This is a genomic window from Streptomyces sp. NPDC048191 (assembly GCF_040652655.1).
Taxonomy (GTDB): Bacteria; Actinomycetota; Actinomycetes; order Streptomycetales; family Streptomycetaceae; genus Streptomyces.
The window spans coordinates 179132-192306 of sequence record NZ_JBEZMO010000013.1 but is presented as its reverse complement, the minus strand read 5'-3'; the positions used below and the strand labels follow the sequence as shown (position 1 = coordinate 192306).

The window sequence follows — 13175 nt, the reverse complement described above, 5'->3', positions numbered from 1 at the left end:
CGGCCGGCCTACAGGGGCGTGACGTAAGCGCCCGCGATCCCGCCGTCCACCAGGAAGTCGGTGGCGTTGACGAAGGAGGAGTCGTCGCTGGCCAGGAAGGCGACGGCGGCGGCGATCTCCTCCGCCTCGGCGAACCGGCCGACCGGGATGTGGACGAGCCGGCGGGCGGCCCGCTCGGGGTCCTTCGCGAACAGCTCCTGCAACAGCGGGGTGTTGACCGGGCCCGGGCACAGCGCGTTCACGCGGATGCCCTCCCTCGCGAACTGCACGCCCAGCTCGCGGGACATGGCGAGCACCCCGCCCTTGGACGCGGTGTACGAGATCTGGGAGGTCGCCGCGCCCATCCGCGCCACGAAGGACGCGGTGTTGATGATGGAGCCCCTGCCCTGGCGTCGCATGTACGGGATGGCCGCCTTGCAGCACAGGTAGACGGAGGTGAGGTTGACCTCCTGGACGCGCTTCCAGGCCTCCAGGCCGGTCTCCAGGATGGAGTCGTCGTCGGGCGGGGAGATGCCCGCGTTGTTGAAGGCGACGTCGACGCTGCCGTAGGTGTCGTACGCCGTCCTGAACAGCGCCTCGACCTGCTCCGGGTCGGTGACGTCGGTCTTCACGAAGAGGCCGCCGACCTCGTCGGCGACGGCCTTGCCGCGGACCTCGTCCACGTCCGCGCAGACCACGCGGGCGCCCTCGGAGGCGAGCCGGCGGGCGGTGGCGAGGCCGATGCCGCTGCCGGCTCCGGTCACGACGGCGGTACGGCCGACGAGGCGGCGGCAAACACTGTTGTCGGTCACTGTGCGGGGCCCTCCGTGCTCGGGGAGACGTTGCTGATGAAGACGTTCTTCGTTTCGGTGAAGGCGGTCAGGGCGTCGGGGCCCAGTTCGCGGCCGACGCCGGACTGCTTGTAGCCGCCGAACGGGGTCCAGTAGCGGACGCTGGAGTGGGAGTTGACGGACAGGTTGCCGGCGCGGACGGCCTGCGAGACGCGCAGGGCACGGCCGAGGTCCCGGGTCCACAGGGAGCCGGAGAGGCCGTAGGGGGTGTCGTTGGCCAGGCGGACGGCGTCGGCCTCGTCGGTGAAGGGAAGCAGCACGGCGACCGGGCCGAAGATCTCCTCGCGGGCCGCCCGGCCGTCCGGACGCTCGCCGGTGAGGACGGTGGGCGGGAACCAGAAGCCGGGGCCGTCGGGGGCGCTGCCGCGCAGGGCGGGGGTATCACCGGGGACGTACGACCGTACGCGCTCCAGTTGCTGTGCGGAGATCAGCGGGCCCATCTGGGTCTTCTCGTCGGCCGGGTCGCCCACGACGACGGCGGCGAGCGCGTCGGCGAGGAACTCCCGGGCCTCCTCCAGCACCGGCTCCTGCACCAGGATGCGGGTGCGGGCGCAGCAGTCCTGGCCGGCGTTGTCCAGGAAGGAGAACGGGTCGAGGGCGGTCCTGAGGTCGGCGTCGGCGAAGACGATGTTGGGGCTCTTGCCGCCGAGTTCGAGGGTGACCGGCTTGACGAGCCTCGCGCAGCGCTCCATGACCTCGCGGCCGGTGCGCGTGGAGCCGGTGAACACGATCTTGGCGACGTCCGGGTGGTCGACCAGGGCGCGTCCGGCGGTGTGGCCGTAGCCGGGCAGCACCTGGAGGACGTGCTCGGGCAGGCCCGCCTCCAGGGCGAGTTCGGCGAGGCGGAGCGCGGTGAGCGGGGTGGTCTCGGCGGGCTTGAGGACGACCGCGTTGCCGGCGGCGAGCGCCGGGAAGGAACCCCAGGCGGCGATCGGCATCGGGAAGTTCCAGGGAGCGATCACGCCGACGACCCCGAGCGGTTCCTGGAAGGTGACGTTCCAGCCGCCGGGCACCGGGATCTGCCTGCCGAGGAGGCGTTCGGCGCCGCCGGCCGCGTACAGCAGCAGGTCACGGGCATTGCCGGCCTCCCAGCGGGCGCCCGCGACGGTGTGCCCGGCCTCGCGGACCTCCAGCTGGGCGAGTTCCTCGAGGTGGGCGTCGACCACGTCCGCGAAACGGCGCAGCAGCCGGGCCCGGTCGGCGGGGGCGAGAGCGGCCCAACCGGTCTGGGCGCGCACGGCCCGTACGACGGCCGCGGCCACGTCCTCCTCGCTCGCGGCGGGGACGGTGGCGACGGCCTCTTCCGTGGCGGGGTTGAGGACCTTCAACTCGTCTGAGTCGGACACGGATCGACCTTTCACAGGCGTTCGAAGGAGCGGCGCAGCTCCCAGTCGGTGACCGCGGCGTCGAAGGCCTCCAGCTCGACGCGCGCCATGTTGCGGTAGTGCGCGACGACCTCGTCGCCGAAGGCGGCCTTGGCGATCGGGCTGTTCTCCCACAGCTCGGCGGCCTCGCGCAGGGTGGTCGGGACGTGCTCCAGGCCCGCGGTGTAGGCGTTGCCGGGACACGGGTCGGGGAGCTCCAGCTTCTGCTCGATGCCGTACAGGCCCGCCGCGACGAGTCCGGCGACGGCGAGGTGCGGATTGACGTCCCCGCCGGGCAGGCGGTTCTCGAAGCGCATCGAGCGGCCGTGGCCGACCACGCGCAGGGCGCAGGTGCGGTTGTCGTGGCCCCAGGCGACGGCGGTGGGGGCGAAGGAGCCGGGCTGGAACCGCTTGTAGGAGTTGATGTTCGGGGCGTAGAGCAGGGAGAAGTCGCGCAGCGCGGCGAGCTGTCCGGCGAGGAAGTGCCGCATGACCTCGGACATTCCGCCGCCGTCGGCCATGGCGTTGTTGCCGTCGGCGTCGGCGAGCGAGAGGTGGATGTGGCAGGAGTTGCCCTCACGCTCGTTGTACTTGGCCATGAAGGTGATCGAGACGCCCTCCTGGGCGGCGATCTCCTTCGCGCCGGTCTTGTACAGCGCGTGCTGGTCGCAGGTGACCAGGGCCTCGTCGTAGCGGAAGGCGATCTCGTGCTGGCCGGGGTTGCACTCGCCCTTGGCGGACTCCACGGTGAGGCCGGCGCCGGCCATGTCGTTGCGCAGCCGGCGCAGCAGGGGCTCGATGCGGCCGGTGCCGAGGATGGAGTAGTCGATGTTGTACTGGTTGGCCGGGGTCAGCCCCCGGTAGCCCGCGTCCCACGCCTCCTCGTAGCTGTCCTTGAAGACGATGAACTCCAGCTCGGTGCCGACCTGGGCGGTGTAACCGAGTCCGGCGAGCCGCTCCAGCTGGCGGCGCAGGATCTGCCGCGGGGCCGCGACGACCGGGGAGCCGTCGTTCCAGGCGAGGTCGGCGACGAGCAGGGCGGTGCCGGGGTGCCAGGGGATGCGGCGCAGGGTGGCGAGGTCGGGGCGCATGGCGAAGTCGCCGTAGCCGCGGTCCCAGGAGGACATGGCGTAGCCGTCGACGGTGTTCATCTCGGTGTCGACGGCGAGGAGGTAGTTGCAGCCCTCGGTGCCGTGCCGCAGGACCTCGTCGAGGAAGAAGCGGGCGGCGAACCGCTTGCCCTGCAGCCGCCCTTGCATGTCGGGGAAGGCCAGGACGACAGTGTCGATCTCACCGCTCGCGACGAGGGCGTGCAGTTCCTCGACACTGAGCGGGGGTGTGCGGTCTGCCACGGGAGAGCCTCCTTCGGCGCCTGCGGCGCTTTTTCGGCCGGGCCGGGAGCCATAAGGTATTGCTCAGAACCATTGCTTGGGAAGGGGGTGCGGCCTGATGTCCTGGGAGAGCGACACTCAGGGGGTGGGCGACCGGCTCGCTCCGGTGCTGCGGCCGGTGCGGGCGGGCAACGGCTTCGAGGAGGCGCTGGAGCAGATCCTCCAGGTCGTGCGGCTCGGCCTGGTGCCGGGCGGGGAACGGCTGCCGGCCGAGCGGGAGCTGGCGGAGCGGCTCGGGATCAGCCGGGTGACACTGCGCGAGGTGCTGAAGGTGCTCCAGGACCAGGGGCTGGTGGAGGCGCGGCGCGGGCGCTACGGCGGAACGTTCGTCCGGCCCCGCGCGGACGCCGGCGGCGAGGACGAGCTGCGGCGGCGGATCGCCGAGGTCGACATCGAGGACGTGCTGCGGTTCCGCGAGGTGCTGGAGGTGGGCGCGGCCGGGCTGTGCGCGGCGCACGGGCTGACCGCCGAGCAGGCCGGCCGGCTGCGGGAGGCACTGGACCGCACCCATGAGGCCCCGCTCGCGGAGTACCGGCGCCTGGACACGCTGCTGCACCTGACGCTGGCCGAGCTGTGCGGCTCGCCGTCGCTGACCGCGCAGTACGCGGCGGTGCGGGCGACCGTCAACGACCTGTTGGACTGCATCCCGCTGCTGGTGCGCAACCTGGAGCACTCGCAGCGCCAGCACACGGCGCTGGTGGAGGCGGTGCTGGACGGGGACGCGGACGGCGCGCGCGAGATGATGCGCGAGCACTGCGCCGGTACGGCGGCGCTGCTGCGGGGCTTCCTCGCGTGAGACGGTTCTGTAAAGGTGTGCGTGTGCACCTTTGGCTTCCGGGGAGGGCGGCATGACCGTACGACCGCTGATCGGCGTCAGTACCTATCTGGAGACCGGCGCGCGCTGGGGCGTGTGGGAGCTGGACGCGGCCCTGCTGCCGGCCGGTTATCCGCGGCTGGTGCAGCGGGCCGGCGGGCTGGCCGCGATGCTGCCGCCGGACGCACCCGAGCGCGCGGCGGAGACGGTGGCCCGGCTGGACGGGCTGGTGATCGCCGGCGGCCCGGACGTGGACCCGGCCCGCTACGGCGCCGAACGCGGCCCCCGTACGGGTCCGCCGGCCCTGGCGCGCGACGCCTGGGAGCTGGCCCTGATCGAGGCCGCGTTGGACGCCGGGACGCCGGTGCTGGGCATCTGCCGGGGCATGCAGCTGCTGAACGTGGCGCTCGGCGGGACGCTGGTACAGCACCTGGAGGGGCACGCGGAGGTGGTCGGCGTGTTCGGCGGCCACGGGGTGAAGCCGGTGCCGGGGAGTCTGTACGCCGGGATCGTCCCGGAGGAGACGACCGTGCCGACCTACCACCACCAGGCCGTGGACCGGCTCGGCGCGGGGCTGGTGCCGTCGGCCCACGCGGCGGACGGCACGGTCGAGGCGGTCGAGCTGCCGGCGGACCGGGGCTGGGTGCTGGGCGTGCAGTGGCATCCCGAGATGGGCGAGGACCTGCGGGTGATGCGCGCGCTGGTCGCTGCCGCGGGCTGAGCGAGGCGCGCCGCTGGTTCTGCGGCCTGCCGCCGACGCGGCCGGTCGCGCGGTTCCTCGCAGCCCCGGGCCGGTCGCGACGACGTCGGGTTCATAGCACCACGACCGGTTCCGCCCGCGATGAGCGAGGACCTGCGGGTGACTGCCGCGGACTGAGCGGGAACGGGTGGGCGCCGCTGCCCCTGCGGCCGGCTGCCGACGCCGCCGGGCGCGCGGTTCCTCGCGCCCCCGAGCCGGTCGCAACGACGTCGGCTTCATAGCTCCACGACCGGTTCCGCCCGCGACGACGTCGGCTACACGGCTCGCGGAAACGTGATCACAGCCGCTTTCTGAGCCACTCCAGGGCCACGTCGCCCTGGGCGCGCTGGAAGGGGCGCAGGGTGGGCAGGCCCGGCGGTGCCGGGTTCAGGGAGCTGCGCAGGAAGTAGCCGGTGAGGGCGGCGAGCGCGGCGGTCACGGCGTCCGGGTCGGCGTCGCGGCCCAGCGGGTGCGCGGTGAACACCTCCTCGGGATCGGGCCCGCCCTGCGCCCGTACGCACGGCAGCATGATGAGCAGGTCGAACCAGGGCGCGGCGCGCAGGGCGTGCGGCCAGTCCACGAAGACGACGCCCCCGTCGGCCGTGAGCAGCACGTTGTCCGCGCGCAGGTCCGCATGGGCCAGGGTGTCCCCCGAGGCGCCCTCGGCCCAGCGGGCCTCCAGCGCGGCGAGGTCGGCCAGGTGGCCGGCGGTCCAGGCACCGAGCCGGTCGCGCACGTCACCGGCCTCGCCGTCGAGAAGGCCACGCCAGCCGGTGAAGTCGTCGGCCAGTCCCTCGGCGACCGGCGGCGCGTCGATGGGGCAGGGCGTGCCGGCGCGGCCGAGCACGGCCACGGCGTCGAGCACCCGGCGCAACTCGTCCGGCCGCCAGGGCACCTGCGGCTGACGCCCCGCCACCTCCTCGAAGACCAGCGCCACCCAGGTGCCGTCGTCGTACGTGCCGAGCAGCCGCGGCGCGGGTACGGCGGCCGGGAGCGCGGCGGCGTTCCGCGCCTCCCGGCGGTGCAGGCCGGGGCTGTGCGGGTTGGCCTCGGCGCTCACCGCCTTGACGAAACCGGTGCCGCCCGCCGCGGTGCGCACGCGTGCGGCCACGCCGGGCGAGAAGCCGCCGTTCTGCGTCACGGCCGTCACCACCGGCGCCCCGAGCACCTCGCCGACGGCGTCACGGACGACGGGCGGGAGGTCTTCCCACGGGGCACGGACGCCCGTGGCGGGCGGGGCGGTGAGAGTCATGCGCAGCATGGTGCCGGGTTGCCTGGCCGCCGGGCCAAGGGTTTTCGGGTATCGCCGCAGGGCCGCGGGGCGTGCGGGTCGGAGGGGGCCGGTCGCCGTCACCCCCGCGTGAGCGACAACAACTCCCGCGCAGGCCCCGTGGGCCGGTGTCCCGTGGGCCAGACCGCGCGCAGGTCGCGGCGCAGCGACACGCCCTCCACCGGGATGCTGACCAGGCGCCGCATCGACAGTTCCTCGCCCACGGCGAGCTCGCTGAGGACCGAGGGGCCCGCGCCGCTGACCGCGGAGGCCTTGACCGCCGTGGTGGAGGACAGCTCGATCAGGGGCCGCGCCAGGCCGCCCAGTGCCGCGTCCAGTACCTGCCGGGTGCCGGAGCCGCGCTCACGCAGGATCAGGGGGGTGGCGGCCAGTTCCTCCGGCCTCAGGGGGCGCCGGCGGCGGGCCCAGGGATGGCCGGGCGCGGTGACGACGATCAGGCGGTCGCGGGCGATGACGACGGAGTCCAGGCCCGTCGGCACCGTCAGCCCCTCCACGAACCCGACGTCCGCCTCATCGGTCAGGAGCAGTTCCGCGACCTTCGCCGAGTTGCCGGCGAGGAGGGAGACGGCCGTGTCCGGGCGCTCGGCGTGCAGCGCGAGGAGCCAGCCGGGCAGCAGGTACTCGGCGATGGTCATGCTCGCCGCGACCCTGAGGCGCGAGTCCCGCCGGTCCCGCAGCGCCCGCGCGCCCGCGTCGAAGGCCGCCGCCGCCTCCACGACCCGGCGGGCCCAGTCCGTGACCAGGGCGCCGGCGTCCGTGAGCCGGGAGCCGCGCGGCGAGCGGTCGACCAGGGCCACGCCGAGCTGTCGTTCCATGGAGCGGATCCGGCTGCTGGCGGCGGGCTGGGTGATGCCCACCTCGCGTGCCGCCGCGCCGAGGCTGCCCAGCCGCGCCACCGCCAGCAGCAGCTCCAGCGCGGCCAGGTCGGGCACCCGGTGCGCCAGTGATTCCGCGCGCTCTCGCCGCCCCTCCGCCTCACTCATAAATACAGGTTATGCCCTCATAGCAAGGAACTCCCTGGTCGGCCGCGGGCGGTGGCGGGACCGTTGCACCCATGATCACCGCAGCCCCTCCCCTGCCGGCCGTTACCGTCCCGCGCGTCGCCCGGCTCCGCGGCCTCGGCCCCCACTGGTACGCCGCCGTCATGGGCACCGCCGGCCTCGCCTCGGCCGGCCGCGCGCTGCCCGCGCACGCGGCCGGCCTGCCCGACCTCCTCGCGGCGGTGTGGGCGCTGTCCCTGGTCCTGCTCGTGGTCCTGCTCACGGCCCGGGCCCTGCACTGGATCCACCACCGCGACCAGGCCCGCGCCGATCTCCTCGACCCGGCCGTGGCCCCGTTCTACGGCTGTCTGTCGATGGCCCTGCTGGCCGTCGGCGGCGGCGCCCTGACGGTCGGGCAGCGTGTGCTCGGCACCGGCGCGGCCGTCGCCCTGGACGCCGTACTGTTCACCGCCGGCACCGCGGTCGGGCTGGTGGCCGTCGTGGCCGTCCCGTACCTGATGGCCGTGCGCCATCGCGTCGAGCCCGCGCGGGCGACCCCGGCGTGGCTGCTGCCGCTGGTCGCGCCCATGGTGTCCGCCGCGCTCGGCCCGCTGCTGGTGCCGCATCTGCCGGCGGGGCAGCCCCGCGCGACCCTGCTGCTGGCATGCCTCGCGCTGTTCGGGCTGAGCCTGTTCGCGACGCTGCTGATGCTGGCGCCGGTCTTCGCCCGGATCCTCTCGGCCCCGCTGCCGCTCGCCCTCACCCCGACCCTGTTCCTGGTCCTCGGCCCGCTCGGGCAGTCCACCACCGCGGTCGGCAAGATCGCGGACGCGGCTCCGGGGGTCGTACCGGCCCCCTGCGTCCGCGGCCTCGGCGTCTTCGTGATGCTGTACGGGGTGCCGGTCATGGGGTTCGCGCTGCTGTGGCTGGCGCTGGCGGCCGCACACGTGGTCCGGGCCCGGCGGCAGGGCATGGGGTTCACGATGTCCTGGTGGGCGTTCACCTTCCCCGTGGGCACCTGTGTCACCGGCGCCACGGCGCTGGCCCGGCACACGGGTCTCGTGGCCTACGACTGGCTGGCCGCCGGGCTGTACGCCGTGCTGGTCGCCGCCTGGTCGGCGGCCGCATTCGGTACCGTACGGGGCCTGCTCAGCGGCGAGTTGCCCGCAGCGCCGCGGACAGCACCCCCGGCGCCTCGGCCAGGGACGGCCCGTACCAGGTCAGATGCCGCCCGCTGACCAGGGCGCAGCGCAGACCGGGGAAGGCCTCCGGGCCGTCGTCCGCGGTGAAGCGGTACGGCTCGTCGGGCAGGACCACCACGTCCGGGGCCGCCGCGCGCAGCTCCTCCAGCGGGACGCGGGGGTAGCGCTCGGGGTGGCCGGCGTACAGGTGGCCGACGCCGAGCCGGGCCAGGACGTCGCCCGCGAAGGTGTCCCGGCCGAGGACCATCCACGGCCGGCGCCAGACCGGCACGACCGCCGTCGTACGGCTCCCGGGCCGCGGCAGCGCCGCCCAGGCGGCCTCCGCCTGCGCCAGCCAGTCCGGGCGAGCGGGGGCGCCGCAGGCAGCGAGCACCCGGGCCAGCTCGGCGAAGGCCTGCGGGACGCTCCGCACCTCGGTGACCAGCACGTCCAGGCCCGCGGCGCGCAGCGCGTCGAGGTCCGGGGCCCGGTTCTCCTCCTCGTTGGCGATCACCAGATCGGGGGCGAGGGCGAGCACGCGCTCGAGGTCGGGGTTCTTCGTACCGCCGATCCGGGTGACGTCCAGGTCCGCCGGGTGACTGCACCAGTCGGTGGCGCCGACGAGGGCTCCGGGGAGCGTCTCCGCCACGGCCTCGGTGAGGGACGGGACCAGCGAGACGACGCGCGCCCCCGAAGAGGCCCGCGGGTCACTCAACGGGACCGGTCCTGGACGGCCTCGATGTGTTCGGCGACCGCCACCACGACGACCCGCGTGTCCGGGACGGTCGCCCGCCACCGGTGCCGGACCCCGCCCGTCAGGTACAGGGTGTCGCCCCGGCCGAGCCGATACGCACGCCCCTCGGCCTCGATCTCCACCGCGCCGTCGGCGACGTACATCAGCTCGTCGTTGCGGTGCTGGAACTCGCGGCCGGCGTCGTGGTCCCCGGTGAACTCGGACGCGTGCAGCTGGTGGTGGCCGCGGACCAGGGAGCGGGTCCGGGGCTCGAAGTCGTCCTCGGCGCCCGGGTCGGCGCGCACGAGGTCCACGCTGGCGGCCGGGTCGGCGGCGGCGAGGAGTTCGACGGCCGTGGTGCGCAGGGCGTCGGCGAGCTTCTCCAGGGAGGTGCGGCTGGGGCGGGCCCGGTCGTTCTCGACCTGGCTGAGGAAGGGCACCGACAATCCGCTGCGCTCGGCCACCGCGGCGAGGGTCAGTTCCAGGGCACGGCGGCGCCGCCGGACGGCCGCGCCCACCCGCACGGGCTGTTCTTTGTGGTCACCCATCGCTCCGGCTCCCTCCCTCGCTCGTCGTGCCGCTGTCCGGGTGCCCGGGTCGGACGCACCCCTTCTGATGACTTCACTGCACCCTACGCATGTTCGGCAAACCGTTTCACGTCTCTGTCACATCCCCGACATGCCGACGAGCCCCCCACCCTCAGGGTTCGCGCCAGAGTGACGGGGCCGCGGCCCGTACGGTACGGGTCCGGGCCGACGGTGAATATGCCGACAGCGGGGCCGGACGGCTCCGCCCGGCCCGACGGTCGTCACGCTCTGCGATTGGCCGGATCCTTGCCGTGCGCACGGGTGCCGCGAGGGGCGGGCCGCGGACGCTCTCGGCGTCCGTGACCCGCCCCTCGGGCGGCGGTCCGGGCCAGTCGTCAGGTCACCCGGCCGCCAGGCTCTCGGCTCACCCGGCCGCCCGGGTGCCGGCCTCCTTCTTCGCGACCGGGGCCCACTTGTCGACCAGGCCGGGGTTCTGGCGGAGCCAGGTGCGCACGGCGGCCTGCTCCTTGCCCTTGCCCGCCTTCTGGATCTGCGACTCCAGGGTCGTGAGCTGCTTCTCGGTCATGGAGAAGTCCTTCAGCCACCTGCCGACCTGGGGGTTGTCGCCGGCGAAGCCCTTGCGGGCGAGGGTGTGCACGCCGTCGCCCTTGCCCCAGGCGCCCTCGGGGTCCCCGAGCTTCTTCAGGTCGTAGTCGCTGTAGGCCCAGTGCGGGGACCACAGCGTGACCACGACCGGCTGCTTCCTGGCGTAGGCGCGCTTGAGCTCGGCGAGCATGGCCGGGGTGGAGCCGTCGATCACCTCGTACGTGCCGTCGAGGCCGTACGCCTTGAGGACCTTGCTCTTGAGCAGGCCCATCTCGCCCGCGCTGGGCTCGATGCCGACGATCTTGCCGCCGAACTCGGAGGCGTGGTCCTTCAGGTCCGCGAGGGAGTTCACGTCCTTCACGTACGACGGGACGGTCAGTTCCAGGGAGGTGGGCCCGAACCAGGAGCCGAGGTCGTCGAGCTGCTTGCCGTACTTCTTCCAGTACTCGGCGTGGGTGGTGGGCAGCCAGGAGTCGGTCTCGAAGTCGAGCTGGCCCGTGGCGAGGCCGGTGTAGAGGGGGCCGGCCGCGTACTGGGTGGTGGTGACCTTGAAGCCGCGTTCCTCCAGGATCTCCTTCCAGAGGAAGGTCGAGGCCACTCCCTCGTCCCAGGGGATGTAGCCGATCTTGATCTCCTTGCCCTTGCCGACGTCCGTGCCGGAGGCCTCGGAGGTGCCGGTGGAGGAGCCGAAGACCCCCATTCCGCCCGCGACGAGTGCGAGGACGACCACGCCGACGACGGCGACGGCCGGGCGCGGGCGGTGGGTCCACGCGCGCGTGGGCGCCTTGGCGGCGGCCCGGCGGCCCAGCGGGGAGAGCTGGGTGCCGAGCGCTCCGGTGACGCGGTCCAGGTAGATGGCGAGCACGACGATGCCGACGCCGGCCTCGAAGCCGTACCCGATGTCGAGCTGGCCGATGGCCTCGTTCACGGCACCGCCGAGGCCGCCGGTGCCGACCATGCCGGCGATGACGACCATGGACAGGCCCAGCATGATCACCTGGTTGACGCCGGCCATGATGGTCGGCAGGGCGAGCGGCAGCTGGACGCGCCACAGGATGTCGCGCGGGGTGGTGCCGAACGCCTCCGCGGCCTCGACCAGTTCGGCGTCGACCTGGCGGATGCCCAGCTCGGTCATGCGGACACCGGGGGCGAGCGCGAAGATCAGGGTGGCGACGACGCCGGCGGCGGTGCCGAGGCCGAAGAAGAGCATGGCCGGGATCAGCAGGACCATCGACGGCATGGTCTGGAGCAGGTCCAGGACCGGCCGTACGGCCGCGCTGACCGCCTTGGAGCGGGCCGCCCAGATGCCCAGCGGGACCGAGATCACCAGCGCGATCACGGTCGCCACGAGGACCAGGGCGAGCGTGGACATGGCCCGGTCCCACAGGTCCAGGGAGTCGACCAGCGCGAATCCGGCGAAGGCGAGGACGCCGGCGAGCAGTCCGCGCAGCCACCAGGCGATGACGGCGAGGATGCCCGCCATCAGCAGCGGGGCGGGCGCGCCGAGGACGGCGTCGATGCCGTTGTACATGCCCTCCATGACCGCCTTGACGGCGTCGAAGAGCCAGGAGAGGTGGCCGACCAGCCAGTTGACGCCCGAGTCGACCCAGTCGCCGAGATGGATCCTAGGCACGGCTGGTCACCTTTCCGTCCGGGTTGTCACAGGATGCGGGACCGGCCGTCTCGTCGCCGAGGAAGCCGACCAGCCGCTGCCTCGGCACGACACCGATGACCCGGTTCGCCTCGTCCACCACGGAGACGCGGTGCGACAACCGGGCGCTGATCGCGCAGAGTTCCACGAACGGCGTCTCGCGGGTCGCGGTCTCGCAGCCGCACAGGGGGGCGTCGCCGGTGACGGAGGTGTCCATCAGGGCGCCCGCCGTCAGCACGCGGGAGCGGTCGACGTCCTGGATGAAGGAGGCGACGTAGTCGTTCTCCGGACGCAGCAGGATGTCCTCGGCGGTGCCGGTCTGCACGATCCGGCCGTCGCGCATCACCGCGATGCGGTCGCCGAGGCGCATGGCCTCGTTGAGGTCGTGGGTGATGAAGACGATGGTCTTCTTCAGGGTCTTCTGCAGTTCGAGGAGCTGGTCCTGCATGTCGCGGCGGATCAGCGGGTCCAGGGCGCTGAAGGACTCGTCCATCAGGAGCAGGTCGGCGTCGGTGGCGAGGGCGCGGGCGAGGCCGACGCGCTGCTGCATGCCGCCGGACAGTTCGTCGGGCCAGGAGCCCTCCCAGCCGGCCAGGCCGCACAGGGCGAGCGCCTCGTCGGCGCGGCGCTCGCGCTCGGCGCGGGGCACGCCCTGCACTTCCAGGCCGTAGGCGGCGTTGTCGCGGACGCTGCGGTGCGGGAACAGCGCGAAGTGCTGGAACACCATGCTGATCTTCCTGGAGCGCAGCTCGCGCAGGTCGCGGGCGCTGAGCGCGGTGAGATCCTGGCCGTCGAAGCGGACGCTGCCCGCGGTCGGCTCCAGCAGGCCGTTGAGCATGCGCAGCAGGGTGGACTTGCCTGAGCCGGACAGGCCCATGACGACGAAGATCTCGCCCGCCTCGACACGGAAGGAGGCGTCGATGACGGCGGCGGTGGTGCCGTCGGCGCGCAGCTCCTCCCGGTCGGCGCCCTGCCGCAGGCGTTCCGCCGCTTGCTCCGGTCGTCTGCCGAACACCTTGAACAGGTGCTCGGCCTCAAGCCTCGGTTGCACGCGTGCCTCTCGTCTCG

12 protein-coding genes are annotated in these 13175 nt (G+C 73.5%); 3 read left to right on the top strand and 9 right to left on the bottom strand.

What is annotated here, in order from left to right; translation table 11 throughout:
* Positions 1-8: 8 nt before the first annotated feature.
* From AB0D93_RS22305 to AB0D93_RS22295, 3 genes are read right to left on the bottom strand one after another with little or no spacing between them, the layout of a single operon-like run.
* Entirely contained in the window at positions 9-791 is a 783-nt protein-coding gene (locus tag AB0D93_RS22305; protein WP_362121846.1) for a 3-oxoacyl-ACP reductase, read from the bottom strand.
* Positions 788-2176, bottom strand: a complete 1389-nt coding sequence (locus AB0D93_RS22300; protein WP_362121844.1) for an aldehyde dehydrogenase family protein — start codon at positions 2174-2176, stop codon at positions 788-790. The genes AB0D93_RS22305 and AB0D93_RS22300 overlap by 4 nt, the downstream gene beginning before the upstream one ends.
* A gap of 11 nt (positions 2177-2187) precedes the next feature.
* Positions 2188-3546, bottom strand: a complete 1359-nt coding sequence (locus AB0D93_RS22295; protein ID WP_362121842.1) for a glutamine synthetase family protein — start codon at positions 3544-3546, stop codon at positions 2188-2190.
* Positions 3547-3643: 97 nt separating this feature from the next.
* Here AB0D93_RS22295 and AB0D93_RS22290 point away from each other — a divergent pair, with 97 nt between their 5' ends.
* Both AB0D93_RS22290 and AB0D93_RS22285 read left to right on the top strand, forming a co-directional pair.
* The gene (locus AB0D93_RS22290; RefSeq protein ID WP_362121840.1) at positions 3644-4381 is read left to right on the top strand and encodes an FCD domain-containing protein; all 738 of its coding nucleotides are present in this window, start codon (positions 3644-3646) and stop codon (positions 4379-4381) included.
* A gap of 52 nt (positions 4382-4433) precedes the next feature.
* Positions 4434-5120, top strand: coding sequence for a gamma-glutamyl-gamma-aminobutyrate hydrolase family protein (locus AB0D93_RS22285; protein ID WP_362121838.1), 687 nt, complete (start codon positions 4434-4436; stop codon positions 5118-5120).
* Between the two features lie 316 nt (positions 5121-5436).
* On the opposite strand, the gene AB0D93_RS22280 is transcribed toward AB0D93_RS22285, so the two are convergent.
* Positions 5437-6390 carry a phosphotransferase gene (locus AB0D93_RS22280; RefSeq protein WP_362121836.1) on the bottom strand — a complete coding sequence of 318 codons (954 nt, stop codon included), beginning with the start codon at positions 6388-6390 and terminating at the stop codon, positions 5437-5439.
* 98 nt (positions 6391-6488) lie between these two features.
* Positions 6489-7412 carry a LysR family transcriptional regulator gene (locus AB0D93_RS22275; RefSeq protein ID WP_362121834.1) on the bottom strand — a complete coding sequence of 308 codons (924 nt, stop codon included), beginning with the start codon at positions 7410-7412 and terminating at the stop codon, positions 6489-6491.
* Positions 7413-7483: 71 nt separating this feature from the next.
* Here AB0D93_RS22275 and AB0D93_RS22270 point away from each other — a divergent pair, with 71 nt between their 5' ends.
* Positions 7484-8647, top strand: a complete 1164-nt coding sequence (locus tag AB0D93_RS22270; protein WP_362121832.1) for a TDT family transporter — start codon at positions 7484-7486, stop codon at positions 8645-8647.
* Here AB0D93_RS22270 and AB0D93_RS22265 read toward each other — a convergent pair.
* The 4 genes from AB0D93_RS22265 to AB0D93_RS22250 all read right to left on the bottom strand — a co-directional run bounded on the left by AB0D93_RS22265 (position 8559) and on the right by AB0D93_RS22250 (position 13158).
* A complete protein-coding gene (locus tag AB0D93_RS22265) occupies positions 8559-9305 on the bottom strand; it encodes a helical backbone metal receptor (RefSeq protein WP_362121830.1) in 747 nt (248 codons plus the stop codon). The genes AB0D93_RS22270 and AB0D93_RS22265 overlap by 89 nt on opposite strands.
* Positions 9302-9871 (bottom strand): helix-turn-helix domain-containing protein, encoded by a 570-nt coding sequence (locus AB0D93_RS22260; protein ID WP_362121828.1) that lies wholly within the window; start codon positions 9869-9871, stop codon positions 9302-9304. Before AB0D93_RS22260 ends, AB0D93_RS22265 begins: the two co-directional genes overlap by 4 nt.
* Positions 9872-10274: 403 nt before the next feature.
* Positions 10275-12089: an ABC transporter permease/substrate binding protein gene (locus tag AB0D93_RS22255; protein WP_362121826.1), complete on the bottom strand. Its 1815-nt coding sequence runs from the start codon at positions 12087-12089 to the stop codon at positions 10275-10277.
* Positions 12082-13158 carry a glycine betaine/L-proline ABC transporter ATP-binding protein gene (locus AB0D93_RS22250; RefSeq protein ID WP_362121824.1) on the bottom strand — a complete coding sequence of 359 codons (1077 nt, stop codon included), beginning with the start codon at positions 13156-13158 and terminating at the stop codon, positions 12082-12084. The genes AB0D93_RS22255 and AB0D93_RS22250 overlap by 8 nt, the downstream gene beginning before the upstream one ends.
* Between the last annotated feature and the right edge of the window lie 17 nt (positions 13159-13175).